We start from the raw sequence: 16,214 nt of genomic DNA on the forward strand, positions 1-16,214 counted from the left end.
CGGGAACCGCTCGTACAGTCCGGCGCCCATCCCCGTCCGCTGGCTGCCCTGTCCGGAGAACAGCCACACCACACCACCCGACGACAACCCCCCGGGGGGCGGGGTCACCAGGTGCGGGTGGGGCAGGCCCCGGGCCAGCGCGTCGAGAGCGGCGGTCATCTCCCGGCGGTCGCTGCCGACGACCACCGCACGGCGTTCGAATGTCGCCCGGGTCGTGGTCAGTGACCATCCGACGTCCGCGACCGGGGTGGAGTCGTCGGCTGCCAGCCGGTCGCCGAGCGACCTCGCCGCGGCGTGCAGCGCCTCGTCGGAGCGGGCCGACACCGGCCAGACCACCGGTACCGGCGACGGGCGGTCGGGTGCGGGTGGTGTGTCGGGGGTGGTGGGGGCTTGTTCGAGGATGAGGTGGGCGTTGGTGCCGGAGGCGCCGAAGGAGGAGATGGCGGCGCGGCGGGGGTGGGGGGTGTGGGGCCAGGGGGTGGGTCGGGTGAGGAGGTGGATGTTGCCGGTGGTCCAGTCGACGTGGGGGGTGGGGTGGTCGATGTGGAGGGTGGCGGGGAGGTGGGCGTGGTGCAGGGCCATGATCATTTTGATGACGCCGGCGATGCCCGCGGCGGCTTGGGTGTGGCCGATGTTGGATTTGACCGAGCCGAGCCAGAGGGGTTGGTCGTCGGGGCGGTTTTGGCCGTAGGTGGCGAGGAGGGCCTGGGCTTCGATGGGGTCGCCGAGGGTGGTGCCGGTGCCGTGTGCTTCGACGGCGTCGATGTCGGCGGGTTGCAGGCCTGCGCTGGCGAGGGCTTGCTGGATGACGCGTTGCTGGGAGGGGCCGTTGGGGGCGGTGAGTCCGTTGCTGGCACCGTCCTGGTTGACCGCCGAGCCGCGCAGCACCGCGAGTACCCGGTGTCCGTTGCGGCGGGCGTCGGAGAGCCGTTCCAGCAGCACCAGACCGGCGCCCTCCCCGAAACCGGTGCCGTCGGCCGCGGCGGCGAACGGCTTGCACCGGCCGTCCGGCGCCAGCCCCCGCTGCCGGGAGAAGCCGGTGAACACACCGGGGGTGGCCAGCACGGTCACGCCGCCCGCGAGCGCCAGGTCGCACTCGCCGTGCCGCAGGGCCTGCGCGGCCAGATGGATGGTCACCAGGGACGACGAGCAGGCGGTGTCCACCGTGACGGCGGGGCCCTGGAGACCGAGGGTGTAGGCCACCCGGCCGGCGACGATGCTGCTGGTGCCGGAAAGCCCGGCGTAGCCGTCCAGCCGGGGGTCGCCGGGAGGCAGGCCGGCGCCGTAGTCGTGGTACATGACGCCCGCGTAGACGCCGGTCGGACTCTCCTTCAGGGTGTGCGGGTCGATGCCGGCACGTTCGAAGGTCTCCCACGCGGTTTCCAGCAGGACCCGCTGCTGGGGGTCCATGGCCAGGGCTTCCCGGGGGTTGATGCCGAAGAAGGCGGCGTCGAAGCCACCGGCGTCGTGGAGGAACGCGCCCTGGGAGACGTAGCTGGTGCCGGGGTGGTCCGGGTCGGGGTGGAACAGGCCGGCCAGGTCCCAGCCGCGGTCGGTGGGGAACGGGCCGAGCACATGCCGGCCCGCCGTCAGCAGGTCCCACAGCTCCTCCGGCGAGGTCACCCCGCCGGGGAAGCGGCAGCCCATCGCCACCACCGCGACCGGCTCGTCCGCCGGCCCGGTCCTGGCCGGAGCGGCGCGGCCGGACGCGGCCCGGGCGGTCAGGACCCCCAGGAGGTGGTCGGTCAGGGCCCGGGGGGTGGGGTAGTCGAAGACGAGGGTGGCGGGCAGCCGCAGCCCGGTGGCGGCGGCCAGGCGGTTGCGCAGCTCGACCGCGGTCAGCGAGTCGAAGCCCAGCTGCTTGAAGGCGGCCTCGTCCTCGATCGCGGTGTCGGAGGTATGGCCCAGCACCACCGCCACCATCCGGCGCACCGTCCGCAGCACCAGCTCGCCCCGGGCGGCCTCGTCGAGACCGGCCAGCCGGCCGGGCAGCGTGGCACCACCGGGACGGGCCTCCCCGGCGGCGCGGCGAACCGGCCGGGCCAGGGCGCGCAGCATGGCGGGGCCGTCCGGGCCGAGCCGCGTGGCGTCCAGGTCCGCGGCCACCACCAGCGGGTGGCCGGCGCGGTACGCCGCGTCCAGCAGCAGCAGGCCGCGCGAGGTCGGCAGGGGACGCATACCGAGGGCGCCGAGGCGGGCCAGGCCGGTCTCGGTGAGGTGCTCGGTCATCGCCGAGGACCGTTCCCACAGCGACCAGGCGACCGAGGTGCCGGGCAGTCCGGCGGCGCGCCGGTGGGCGATCAGGGCGTCGGCACCGGCGTTGGCGGCGGCGTACCCGGCCTGGCCGGCGTTGCCCACCACACCGGCGGCGGAGGAGAACACCAGGAACATCCGCAGCGGCAGGTCGCGGGTGAGGGCGTGCAGGTTCCACGCGCCACAAACCTTCGGGGCCCACACGCGCGCCAGCCGGTCGGCGTCCCAGGATTCCACCAGGGCGTCCTCGATCACCCCGGCGGCGTGCACCACGCCCACCAGCGGCTGGTCGGCGGGGATCGTCGCCAGCACCCCGGCCAGCGCCGCCTCGTCGGAGACGTCGACGGCCGCCACGTCCACCCGGGCGCCCTCGGCGCCGAGCCGCTCGACCAGCTCGGCCGCGCCGGGGGCCCGGTCACCGCGGCGGGAGAGGAGCAGCACCCGCGCCACGCCGTGCGCGCGCACCAGATGACCGGCGACCACGCCGCCCAGCACCCCCGTACCGCCCGACACCACCACCGTGCCGCCGGCCAGCCCGAGGGAGCCAGGGGAGCCCAGGGAGCCCGGGGCGTCAGGGGAGTCAGGGCGGTCCGGGGCGCCGGCCGCCCCGGAACCCGCCGGGGCGCGCACCAGCCGGGGCACCAGCACCCCGCCCGCGCGCACCGCCAGCTGCGGCTCGTCCCCCTCCAGGGACCGGCGCACCGCCCGGGCCAGCTCCTCCGCTCCGGTGTCCGCGGCCAGGTCGAGCAGGGTGAACCGGTCCGGGTGCTCGGCCTGCACCGAACGGACCAGCCCCCACACGGCCGCGCCCCCCGGATCCGCGGCACCCTCGTCACCGGCGGGGGACACCGCGCCCGAGGTGACCAGGACCAGCCGGGTGTCCGCCAACCGCGGTTCGGCCAGCCATCCGTGCACCAGCGTCAGCACGCCGGTGACCACCGCGAGGCCGTCGTCCGGAGCGGCCGTCGCGGGCACCCCGTGCAGCGCGACGGCCGGCAGCGGGCCCCCGGCGTCCACCGCGGCGAGCAGATCGCCCGGACCGGCGTGGTCCGCCACCCCCGCGAGCGACCCCAACCCGCCGCCGACCGTCACCCAACTGCCGTCCCGGGGAACCGGCTCCGGGTCGGCGCCGCCCCGCGCGGTCACCCAGTCCACGGTGAACAGCCCGTCGCCCGCGCGCTCGCCGTGGGCCCGCAACCCCGCCGCCTCGGTGGGGCGTACGGCGACCGACGCGGCGTCGAGGACCGGCGCGCCGGTCTCGTCGGTGAGCGACACCCGCCGCCCGCCGCCGACCGGTGACATCCGCACCCGCACCCGGCGCGCCCCCGTGGCCCACAGCGACACCCCGCTCCAGGCGAACGGCAGCCACACCTGCCCGGTGTCCGGCGCGTCCGCCCCGGCGCCGTCCAGGAGCCCCGCGTGCAGGGCGGCGTCCAGCAGCGCCGGATGGATGCCGAACCGGTCGGTGCCGCCCCCGGCCGCTTCCGGCAGTACGACCTCGGCGAGCAGGTCGGAGCCGTCCCGCCAGGCCGCGGTGAGCCCGCGGAACGCCGGGCCGTAGCCGTAGCCGCCGGCCGCGGCCCGCCGGTAGAAGTCCGAGACGTCCAGCGGTTCCGCCGCCGGTGGCGGCCAGGGCGCCGCCGGGCCGTCCGGCGGGGTGTCGCCGGCACCGGGCGCCAGCACACCGGTGGCGTGGCACACCCAGCCGGCGGTCGCCGCCACGCCGGGCTCGTCGGGCCCCGAGTGCACTTCCACCGGCCGCCTGCCCGCCTCGTCCGCGGGGCCCACCGCGACGCGTATCCGCAGGGCCCCCGAAGCGGGCAGCACGACCGGGACCCCCAGGGCCAGCTCCTCCACCGCGGCGCAGCCCGCCTCATGGGCGGCCTGCAGCGCCCACTCGACCATGGCCGCCCCGGGCAGCAGCGTGGCGTCGCCGACGACGTGGTCGGCGAGCCAGCCGTCGCCCGCGCCGGCCGAGAGGCGTCCGGTGAGCACCACGCCGCCGTCGGGCAGGCCCACCGCGGCGGCCAGCACCGGGTGGTCGACGGCGTGCTGACCGGCGACGGACAGGTCCCCCGGGCCCTGCCCGCCGGAGGGTATCCAGTACCGCTTGCCCTGGAAGGGGTAGGTGGGCAACCGGACCGCGTGCGGCGGCCGGCCGTCCGGGAACCATGGGCGCCAGTCGACGTCCAGGCCCGCGGCGTGGGCCTGCGCGAGCGCCAGGGCGAGCTGCCGCGGACCGCCGTGGTCGCGGCGGAGCGTGGCGACGGAGGCGGCGCGGTGGCCGGACTCCTCGAAGAGCTCCTGCAGGCTGGTGGCGAGGATGGGGTGCGGGTTGCACTGGAGGAAGACGCGGTATCCGTCGGCCAGCAGCCGGCGCACGGTGTCCGCGAAACGCACCGGCCGGCGGAGGTTGCCGAACCAGTACTCCGCGTCGAGTGCCGCGGTGTCCAGGCGCTCCGCGGTGACGGTGGAGTAGAACGCGGTCTCGGAGCCGGCCGGAGCCACCCCCCGCAGGGCGGCGACCACGTCGTCGTGGATGCGGTCGACGTGCGGGCCGTGCGAGGCGTACGCGACGTCGATGGTGCGGGTGCGCGCGCCGCGGTCCCGGGCGGCGTCCAGCACGGCGGCCAGGTGGTGGGGGGCGCCGGAGACCACGGTGGCGTGCGGGCCGTTGACGGCCGCCACGGCGACGTCCCCGGCCGCGGGTCCCAGGCCGGCCAGGAGCCGGGCGGTCTCCTCGGCGCCCAGGCCGAGGGAGGCCATGGCGCCGTGACCGATCAGCGGGTGGAGCGCCTGGACGCGCCGGGCGATGATCCGGGCCGCGTCGTCGAGGGTCAGCGCCCCGGCGACGCAGGCGGCGGCGACCTCGCCCTGGGAATGCCCCACGACGGCCGCCGGGACGACGCCGAAGCTCCGCCAGACCTCGGCCAGCGCGACGTGCACGGCCCACAGCACGGGCTGGACCACATCGTCCCGCCCGGGGTCCGTCGTCCGGTCCGTGCCGCGCAGCACGGCGGTCAGCGACCAGTCCACGTACGGTGCCAGCGCCCGCTCGCACTCGGCGATCCGGGCGGCGAAGACCGGGGAGGAGTCCAGCAGTCCGCACGCCATGCCCGGCCACTGGGCGCCCTGGCCGGGGAAGACGAACACCGGACCGGGGCCGGCCGGCCCCGCGATGCCGGTGACCACCCCGGGACCGGGCTCGTCGGCGGCCAGCCCGTCCAGCCCGGCCAGCAGCGACGGCCGGTCGGTGCCCACGACCACCGCCCGGCGCTCGAACCGGGCGCGGGCCGTCGCCAGCGAGCGGCCCAGGTCCGCGACACCGGCCGCCGGATCGCCCCGCACCGACTCGGCCAGCCGCCGCGCCTGTCGGGCCAGCGCCGCCTCGCTCCGCGCGGACAGCACCCAGGGCACCACGTCGCCGGTGGCCACCGGGCGGAGCGCCGGCGCGCCCCCGTCCGGACCCCGGTCCGGGTCCGTCCCGTCGGCCGGGACCGGGGCCGCCGGGGCCGCCGGGGCCGATGTGGACAGGTCGGGCGCCTCCTCGATGATCAGGTGCGCGTTGGTCCCGGAGACGCCGAACGACGACACCCCCGCCCGGCGCGGGTGGTCCGTCTCCGGCCAGGCGACCGGTTCGGTCACCAGCCGGACCGCCCCCGAGCCCCAGTCCACGTGCGGGGTCGGCTCGTCGACGTGCAGGGTCGCCGGGACCATGCCGTGCCGGATCGCCATCACCATCTTGATCACGCCCGCCGTTCCGGCGGCGGCCTGGGTGTGGCCGATGTTCGACTTGATCGAGCCCAGCAGCAGGGGCCGGTCGGCCGGCCGCTGCCGCCCGTAGGTGGCGTGCAGCGCGTCGGCCTCGATCGGGTCGCCGAGCCGGGTGCCCGTCCCGTGCGCCTCCACCGCGTCCACCTCGGCGGACGACAGACGGGCGTTGAGCAGCGCCTGCCGGATGACGCGCTGCTGCGACGGACCGTTGGGGGCGGTGATGCCGTTGCTCGCGCCGTCCTGGTTGACCGCGGAACCGCGGATGACGGCGAGTACCGGGTGGCCGTTGCGGTGCGCGTCGGACAGCCGCTCCAGCAGCACCAGCCCGGCGCCCTCGCCCCAGCCGGTGCCGTCGGCGGCCGCGGCGAACGGCTTGCACCGGCCGTCGGGCGCCAGTCCCCGCTGCCGGGCGAAGCCGGTGAACACCGCGGGGGTGGCCATGATGGTCACCCCGCCCGCCACCGCCAGCCCGCACTCGCCCTGCCGCAGCGCGTGGATGCCCAGGTGCATGGCGACCAGCGACGCGGAGCAGGCGGTCTCCACGGTCAGCGCGGGGCCCTCCAGCCCGAAGGTGTACGACAGGCGGCCCGACAGCATGCTGGGGGCCACGCCCGCGTACCCCTCGGTCTCCTGGCGGACGGGCAGTCCCGAGGTGGCGGAGCCGATGGTGGCCGCCCCCACGAAGACCCCGGTCCGGCTGCCCCGCAGCCCCGTCGCGTCGATCCCGGCGCGCTCGAACAGCTCCCAGGCCACCTCCAGCAGCTTCCGCTGCTGCGGGTCGGTGGCCAGCGCCTCCCGCGGGCTGATCCCGAAGAAGCCCGCGTCGAACGTGCCGGCGTCGCGCAGGAAGCCGCCCTCGCGGGTGTACGTGGTGCCGGGGTGGTCGGGGTCGGGGTGGTACAGGCCGGCCAGGTCCCAGCCCCGGTCGGAGGGGAACGGACCCACCACGTCGGCACCGGCGGCCACCACGTCCCACAGCGCCTCGGGGGAGTCCACCCCACCGGGGAACCGGCAGCTCATCGCGGTGATGGCGATGGGTTCCTGGTGCCGCTCCTCCACCTCGCGCAGCCGCCGCCGCGTGTCGTGCAGGTCCGTGGCCACCCGCTTGAGGTAGTCGACAAGCCTCTCTTCATCCGGCATGTGCGGTCACGACCTTCATACGCGTCGATGCGGTCAACTGAGCCCTCACGAGGTCCCGAGTTCGTTGTCGATGAACGCCAGCACCTCGTCGGCGGTGGCGAGGGAGAGCCGGTCGGCGGGGTCGTCGCCGGCCGGCGGCGCGGACGCCGCCTTCCATTGGGCCAGCAGCCCCTCAAGCCGATCTGTCACCGCCCGTGCGTCCGCATCCGGCAGGTCCAGCGCCGACAGGGTGCTCTCCAGCCTCGCCAGCTCGCCGAGCACCGGGTCCGCACCGCCGCGGGCGGCCGGCGGCCCGTCCGCCACCAGCCGCTCGCGCAGGTGGTCGGTGAGCGCCCGCGCCGAGGGGAAGTCGAAGACCAGCGCGGCGGGCAGCCGCAGCCCGGTGGCGGCCGAGATCCGGTTGCGCAGTTCGACACCGGTCAGCGAGTCGAAACCCAGATCCGTGAACGGGGTCTCCTCCCGCACGCCCTCGGCGTCGGCGTGGCCGAGCACGGTCGCGACGTTGCCGCGCACCAGCGTGAGCAGTTGCTGCCGCTGCTCGGCCGCCGGGAGCCCGGCGAGCCGACGGGTCCAGTCGTCCGGGCGCTGCCCCGTCGCGGAGCTGCGGCGGGCGGCCCCGCCCGGGCGGGTGGCCAGGGCGCGCAGCGCCGCGGGCAGGGTGGCGGGCGGCTGCGCGGCCAGCGCCCGGGTGTCGAGGCGCAGCGCCACCAGTTGCGGGTCCCCGTGCCGGTGGGCCGCGTCGAACAGTGCCAGCGCCTGGTCGGCGGCGAGGGCGGTGACGCCGGTGCGGCCCATGCGTGCCACGTCGGCCCGGCCGAGGTTTCCGGTGATCTCGCTGGTGGTGGCCCACAGCCCCCAGGCGATGGAGGTGGCCGGCAGGCCCGCGTGCTGCCGCCGCGCGGCGAGGGCGTCGCAGTAGGCGTTGGCGGCCGCGTAGTTGGCCTGGCCGGGGTTGCCGAGCGTGCCGGAGACGGAGGAGTAGAGGGTGAACATGGCCAGCGGCAGGTGCGCGGTGGCCAGGTGGAGGTTGGCGGCGCTCGTCGCCTTGGCGGCCCAGACGCGGTCCAGGCTCTCCGGGGTCTGGGAGGTGACCATGGCGTCGTCGACGACGCCGGCGGTGTGGACGACACCGGTGAGCGGGTGCTCGGGGCCGATGGCGTCGACCACCCGCCGCACGGCCCGGAGATCCGCGGCGTCCGCGGCGGTGATGTGCACGGTGGCGCCCAGCGCGGTCAGCCGGGCGGCCAGCTCGCCGGCGCCGGGCGCGTCCGGGCCGCGACGGCTGACCAGGTGCAGCCGGGTGACCTGCCGGGTGGTGACGAGGTGTTCGGCGACCAGCGCGCCCAGGGTGCCGGTGCCGCCGGTGACCAGGACGGTACCGTCCGGGTCGAGGGCGGGCGGAGCGGTCAGCACCAGCTTGCCGGTGTGCTTCGCCTGGCTCATGTGCCGCAGCGCCTGGCGGGCCTGGGTCAGCGGCCAGGTGCGCACCGGAGGCGGCGTCAGCGCACCCTCCTCGAACAACGCCATCAGGACCGTCAGCATCCGTTCGATCCGCTCCGGCCCGGCGTCCGAGACCAGGTCGTACACGCGGTAGTCCACGCCGGCGAAGTCCTTGGCCACCCGGTCGGGGTCCCGCAGGTCGGTCTTGCCCATCTCCAGGAAGCGGCCGCCGCCGGACAGCAGCCGCAGCGAGGCGTCGATGTGCTCGCCGGTGAGGCTGTTGAGGACGACGTCGACGCCGCGGCCGCCGGTGGCGGCGCGGAAGGCGTCCTCGAACTCCAGGTCGCGGGAGGAGGCGCGGTGCGCGGCGTCGACGCCCATCGCCTCCAGCACGCCGTGCTTGCCGGGGGCGGCGGTGGCGTAGACCTCGGCGCCCAGGTGGCGGGCGATCTGCACGGCCGCGGTGCCCACGCCGCCGGCCGCCGCGTGGATGAGGACCGACTCGCCCGCCCGCAGCCGACCGAGTTCCACCAGGCCGTACCAGGCGGTGAGGAAGGCGATGGGCACGGCCGCCGCCCGCGGGAAGTCCCAGCCGGCCGGCGCCCGGGTCACCATCCGCGCGTCGGCGACGGTGACCGGGGCGAACGCGCCGTCGAAGACGCCCAGCACCCGGTCGCCGGGCGCCACCGTGGTGACGCCGGGGGCCACGTCCAGCACCACGCCCGCGCCCTCGCCGCCGATGCGGGTCTGGTCGGGCACCATGCCCAGACTGATCAGGACGTCACGGAAGTTGACGCCGGCCGCGCGTACCGCGATGCGCACCCGCCCGGCCGCCGGCGGCTCCGCCGCCTCGGGGAACGGCACCGGCGCCACCGCGTCCAGCGTCGCCGCGCCCGCGGCGTCCAGCCGCCAGGCCTCCCCGTCGGCCGGGAGGACGAGTGCGGCCGGGGCGGTCGCCCGGACCAGCCGGGGCACCAGGATCCGGCCGCCGCGCAGCGCCAGCTGCGGCTCGTCCAGTTCGACCGCGCACCGGACCGCGTCGGCCACCAGGCCGTCCGTCCCGGGGTCGGTGCCCGGCTCCGTGTCCAGCAGGACGAACCGCCCCGGGTGCTCCGACTGGGCGCTGCGGACCAGGCCCCAGACGGCCGCCGCGACGGGATCGACGGCCGTCTCCTCGTCCGCGGTGACGGCGTGACGGGTCACCATCACCAGCCGGGCGCCGTCGGGCCGTGGCTCGGTCAGCCACTCCTGCACAAGGGTCAACGCCCGCCGGACGGCCGCCGGCTCGTCGTCGGCACCCTCGGCGACCGGCGCCCGGACGAAGACCGGCCGCGGCACCGTCGGGTCCGCCGCCGCCCGCTCGGCGGGCGGCGCGAGCGGCGTCCACTCCAGGGTGAACAGCCCGTCGGGCAGGTGGGCCGGGGCGGACCGGGCCCGGGTCGGCCGGGTGGTCACGGCGTCGGCGGTGAGCACGGGCCGGCCCATGGCGTCGGTCAGACTGAGGCGGTAGGCGCTCTCGTCGTGGCGGGTGATGCGGACCCGGGCGTGGTCCGCGCCGGTGGCGTGGAGGGTGACGCCGCTCCAGGAGAACGGCAGCCAGACCTCGTCGTCGGACGGGTCGGTGACGGCGACGAGCGGGTGCAGCGCGCTGTCGAGGAGCGCGGGGTGGATGGCGAGGGCGCCGGCGGTGGGCTCGGCGCCGCCCGCGGCCGGGAGGGTGACCTCGGCAAGCAGGTCGTCGCCGTGCCGCCACAGGGCCCGGAGTCCCTGGAACGAGGGCCCGTAGGCGTAGCCGTGCGACGCGGCGCGGTCGTAGAAGCCGGTGAGGTCCACGGGTTCGGCACCCGGCGGCGGCCAGGCCGTCTCCCCGTCGGCGGCCGGCCGCTCCGGTGCCTCTTCCCCGGTCAGGGTGGCGGTGGCGTGCCGGGTCCACTCGGCCGCCGGGTCGGACCGGGGCCGGGTGTACAGGTGGAGGGTGTGCCGGGCGCCGTCGTCGGCGGCGCCGATGACGACTTGCAGGTCGAGCGGGTCGGTGGGGTGGAGGACCAGGGGGTGGTGCAGGAGGAGCTCGTCGATGTGCGGGCAGGCGGTGTCCTCGGCGGCGCGGAGGGCGAGTTCGAGCAGAGCGGTGCCGGGCAGCATGACGGTCCCGGCGATGGTGTGCTCGGTGAGCCAGCCGCCGTGGTCGGCTGCCGGGATCCGGCCGGTCAGCACCCGGCCGCCGTCCGCCAGGGCGGTCGCCGTCTCCAGCAGCGGGTGGCCCGGGCCGGTGCCGCCGGAGGTGCGGGGCGGGATCCAGTAGGGCTTCCGCTGGAAACGGTAGGTGGGCAGGCCGACGGTCTTCGGGGCGGGATCGGTGGGGTACCACGGGGTCCAGTCCACCGGACGGTGCGTGGTGTGCAGCGCCGCCAGACTGTGGGCCAGGGCGCTGACGTCCGGCCGGGTGCCGGTGAGCGTGGCCAGGGCGGTGGCGGTGGTCGTCTCGGGCAGGGTGTGGTGGACGGCGTGGGTGAGCACCGGGACCGGCCCCACCTCGAGGAAGACGGCGGTGTCCGCGGCGAGGTGGCCGATGGTCTGGTGGAAGCGGACGGGCCGGCGGATGTGCTGGGCCCAGTAGTCGGCGGTGGTGATCTCCTCGCCCGCGGGCCGGCCGGTGAGGTTGCTGATCAGCGGGATGCGGGGCGGGTGGAGGTCCAGACGGCCGACGGCCTCGGCGAAGGGGGCGAGGACCGGGTCCATCTGCGCGGAGTGGAAGGCGTGGGAGACCTTCAGCTCGCGGGTGCGGCGGCCCCGTTCCCGCCACCGGGCGGTGGCGGCGGCCACCTGATCGGCGGGGCCCGAGATCACGGTGTGCGCGGGGGTGTTCAGCGCGGCGATGGCCAGCCCCGGATGGTCGGCCAGGGTGGCGGTGACCTCCTCCTCGTCCGCGTCGACGGTGGCCATGGCACCGCCCGGGGGCAGGCTGCCCATGAGGGTGGCGCGGGCGGCGACGAGCCGGGCGGCGTCCGCCAGGGAGAGGACCCCGGCGACCTGGGCGGCGGCGATCTCGCCGATGGAGTGGCCGGCGACCGCGTCGGGGGACTGCCCCATCCCGGTCAGCAGGCGGGCCAGGGCGATGTGGAAGGCGAAGAGCCCGGCCTGGGCGTAGGTGGTGTGGTGGATCAGGTCGGCGGGCGCGTCGCCGGTGGCGAACACCACGTCGCGCAGCGGGTGTTCCAGATGCGGGTCCAGGAGCGCGCAGACCTCGTCGAAGGCGTCGGCGAAGACCGGGAACCGCCGGTGGAGGTCCGCGCCCATACCGGGGCGCTGGCTGCCCTGCCCGGAGAACAGCCACACCGTCTTGCCCGGCGTTTCCGCAGGGGAGCCGCCGGGCGTGGACAGGGCGGGGTGCGGGGCTCCGTCGGCCAGTGCCGCCAGGGCGGCGGTCATCTCCGCGCGGTCGTCCCCGACGATCACCGCCCGCCGCTCGAACACCGCCCGGGTGGTGGTCAGTGACCACCCCACGTCGGCGACCGGCACCTCGTCGCCGGCCCGGAGGCGCTCGGCGAGCGCGGAGGCCTGCGCGCGCAGGGCCTGGTCGTCACGTGCCGACAGCGGCCAGGGCACGACGCCCGGCGTGCGGGTGCTGGTCGCCGACCGGCGCTCCGGCGCGGGCGGGGCCTGTTCGAGGATGAGGTGGGCGTTGGTGCCGGAGGCGCCGAAGGAGGAGACGGCGGCGCGCCGGGGGCGGTCGGTGCCCGGCCAGTCGACGGGCCGGGTGAGCAGCCGGACGTTGCCTTCGGACCACTCCACGTGCGGGGTCGGCTGGTCGACGTGGAGGGTGGCGGGGAGGCGGCCGTGGCGCAACGCCATGATCATTTTGATGACGCCGGCGATGCCGCTGGCGGCCTGGGTGTGGCCGAGGTTGGACTTCACCGAGCCCAGCCACGCCGGCCGGTCCGCGGGGCGGTCCTGGCCGTAGGTGGCCAGCAGGGCCTGGGCCTCGATGGGGTCACCGAGGGTGGTACCGGTGCCGTGCGCCTCGATGGCGTCGACGTCCGCGAAGCGGAGGCCGGCGTCGGCGAGCGCCTGGGTGATGACGCGTTGCTGGGAGCGGCCGTTGGGCGCGGTCAGCCCGTTGGAGGCGCCGTCCTGGTTGACCGCGGAGCCGCGCAGCACCGCGAGTACCCGGCGGCCGTTGCGGCGGGCGTCGGAGAGGCGTTCGAGCAGGACGAGCCCGGCTCCTTCGCTCAGGCTGGTGCCGTCGGCCGCCGCGGCGAACGGTTTGCACCGGCCGTCGGGGGCCAGGCCGCGCTGCCGCGAGAACCCGGTGAACGGGTCGGGGGTGGCCATCACGGTCACCCCGCCGGCCAGCGCCAGATCGCATTCGCCCTGGCGCAGGGCCTGGGCGGCGAGGTGCACGGAGACCAGGGAGGACGAGCACGCGGTGTCGACGGTGACGGCGGGCCCCTGCAGGCCCAGGGTGTACGCCACCCGGCCGGAGATGATGCTGCCGATGCTGGACAGCATCGTGTAGCCGTCCAGCCGGGGGTCGCCCGGAGGCAGCCCGGTGGCGTAGTCGTGGTAGATCACGCCGGTGTAGACGCCGGTCAGGGTGTCCTTGAGGGTGTGCGGGTCGATCCCGGCGCGTTCGAGGGTCTCCCACGCCGTTTCGAGGACCAGCCGCTGCTGGGGGTCCATGGCCAGGGCTTCGCGGGGGTTGATGCCGAAGAAGGCGGCGTCGAAGCCGGCCACGTCGTAGACGAACGCGCCCTCGGAGGCGTAGGTGGTGCCGGGGTTGCCCGAGTCGGGATGGAACAGATGGGCCAGGTCCCAGCCCCGGTCGGTGGGGAAGGGACCGACCACGTGCCGGCCGGCCGCGACCAGCTCCCACAGTTCCTCGGGCGAGGTCACGCCGCCGGGGAATCGGCAGCCCATCGCCACCACGGCGATCGGGTCGTCGTCGTCGCGGCCGGCCCTGGCCCGCCCGGCCACCGGTGACATGGTGGGCGTGCCGCCGGCGAGCCGCTCCAGCAGGTGGTCGGCGAGGGCCCGGGGCGTGGGGTGGTCGAAGACCAGGGTGGTGACCAGCCGCAGCCCGGTGGCGTCGGCCAGCCGGTTGCGCAGCCCGACCGCCATGAGGGAGTCGAAACCCAGCTCCTTGAAGGCGGTCTCGGGCCGGATCGCCGCGTCGGACGTATGGCCCAGGACCACCGCCGCGGTCCGGCGGACCGTCTCCAGCAGCACGTCACGGCGTCCGGCGGGGTCGAGACCGGCGAGCCGGGTGAGAAGGGCGGGTTCCTCCGACGGACGTGCCGCGGCGCGCCGCCGGACGGGCCGGGCCAGGGCGCGCAGCAGCGCGGGGGCGGTGGGGCCCGGCCGGACGGTGCCGGGGCCGGCGGCCACCACCACGGGGCGGCCGCTGCCGAGCGCGGTGTCGAACAGCCGCAGGGCGTACGGCGTGCCCGGCTCGTCCGGCGTCCACCGCACGCTCACGCCCGGGAGCCCGGCGGCCCGCCGGTGCGCGATCAATGCGTCGGCGCCGGCCGCGGCGGCGGCGCCGCCGGCCCGGCCGGGTCCGGCCACGACACCCGTGGCGGAGAGCACCACGAACATCCGCAACGGCAGGTCACGGGTGGCGGCGTGCAGGTCCCACCCGGCCTGGGCCGTCGAGGCCCAGGCCCGGGACAGCCGCTCGGCGTCCCAGGACTCCACCGGGGCGTCCTCGGCCACCGCGGCGATGTGCACCACGCCCACCAGTGGCCGGCCGCCGGCGGCCGCGGCCTGGGCAGCCGCGGGACGGTCGGCCACCTCGACCGCCGCCACCTCCACCTCCGCCCCCAGGCCGGTCAGCCGCTCGGCCAGCGCGGCCGTCGCGTCACCGTCGGCCGGGTCGCCGGAGCCGGGGAGCAGCAGCAGGCGCCGGGCGCCGTGGGCGCGCACCAGATGTTCGGCGATCCGGCCGCCCAGCGGACCCGTGCCGCCGGAGACCAGCACCGTGCCACCGGACAGGTCGGCCCCGCCGGCCGGCTCGGGTCGACCGCCGATGCGCAGCAGCCGCGGGACCGACACCACGCCGGACCGGAGCGCGATCTGCGGTTCGTCCGCGTCGATGGCGCTGCGGACCGCGGCGGCCAGCGTGCCGTCCACGTCTGCGTCCGTGCCGGTGCCGGTGCGGGCGTCCGCGTCCACGTCGGTGTCGGTGTCGGTGTCGACCAGGGTGAACCGGCCGGGATACTCGGCTTGGACCGCCCCGATCAGGCCCCAGACCGCCGCGCCGCCCGGATCCGCCGGACCCTCCTCGTCGCCGACCCGGACCGCGCCGGAGGTGATCAGCGCCAGCCGGGAGTCCCGTGAACCCGGATCCGCCAGCCAGTCCTGGACGAGCCGCAGGGCGTGCCGGGCCATCGCCAGACCGGCCGCGCCGGGCTCCGCACCGGGGTCGTCCGCCGGTCGCAGGGGGACGAACACCACCTCGGGTGCGGGCCCGCCGTCCGCGGCCGGGACGCCGTCCGGGTGCCCGGGCCCGGCGCTGCCGTCCAGCGCGCCGCCGCCCTCGGCCGCCAGGGGCCCGGGCCGGTCCGCCGGCGGCAGCGGTGTCCACTCCACCGCGAACAGGTCGTCGGCGGACGGTCGTTCCGCGGCCTGCAGCCCGTCCCCGTCGGCCGGGCGCAGGGTGACCGACTCCACGCCGAGCACCGGCGCGCCGGCCGGGTCCGCGACGGTGACGTCCAGCTCCTTGGCCCTGCCGTCCCGCGGCTCCCGCGACCGGAGCCGGACCCGGACGGCGGTCGCGCCGCCCGCGTGCAGGGACACCCCGGTCCAGGCGAACGGCAGCCAGGTCCGGCCGTCGGCGAACTCGTCCAGCAGCGCCGCCGGTTGCAGAACGGCCTCGAGCAGCGCGGGATGGATACCGAACCCGTCGGCGTCCTCCTCGGCCTCCGGGGACAGTGCCACCTCGGCGAGCAGATCGGCGCCGTGCCGCCACACCGCCCGGACGCCCCGGAACGCCGGACCGTACCGGTCACCGGCGGCCTCGGCGGGTGGGTACAGGGCGATGATGTCCACCGGCTCCGCGCCGGCCGGGGGCCACGGGCCGGTGAGTCCCGCGCCCGCCGTGGTACCGGGCGCGAGGACCCCCGTCGCATGGCAGATCCAACTGTCGCCGTCCTCGGGATCCGCGGCCACGGCCACCACGGGCTGGGAACAGATGCGCAGAGCGCGGCGGCCCGCCGGGTCGGGGGCGTCCGCCACCAGCTGGAGCCGCGACTCGGAACCGGCCGACAGGGTCAGCGGGACCTGGAAGGTCAGCTCCTCGACGCCGCCGCAGCGCGCCTCGTCGGCAGCCCGCAACGCCCACTCCACCAGCGCCGTTCCGGGCACCACGGCGTCACCGAACTCGCCCTCGGCCGGCAACCGCCCGGTGAGCAGCAGCCCGCCGCCGGGCAGCCCCGTCGCCGCCGACAACTGCGGGTGCTCCACCGGGCGCAGGCCGGCCGCGCTGACATCACCGGCCGCACGGCCTGCCGCCGACCAGTACCGGTCGCGTTGGAAGGGGTAGGTGGGGAGGTCGGTGGTGGGGGGTGGGGGTGTGGGGTACCAGTGGGTCCAGGTGATGTCGAGGCCGG

The 16,214-nt window shown here is 76.7% G+C and carries 2 protein-coding genes; both read right to left on the reverse strand.

Annotated features, from left to right (window positions below):
• Positions 1 to 7,167 (reverse strand): type I polyketide synthase (locus tag ACH4B3_RS33935; RefSeq protein WP_398469588.1); only part of this gene is annotated, 7,167 nt, incomplete at its 3' end.
• 45 nt (positions 7,168 to 7,212) lie between these two features.
• Positions 7,213 to 16,068, reverse strand: coding sequence for an SDR family NAD(P)-dependent oxidoreductase (locus ACH4B3_RS33940; protein ID WP_398469590.1), 8,856 nt, complete (start codon positions 16,066 to 16,068; stop codon positions 7,213 to 7,215).
• Between the last annotated feature and the right edge of the window lie 146 nt (positions 16,069 to 16,214).

Origin of the sequence: Streptomyces sp. NPDC018031 (assembly GCF_044327625.1) — a bacterium.
Lineage (GTDB): Bacteria > Actinomycetota > Actinomycetes > Streptomycetales > Streptomycetaceae > Streptomyces.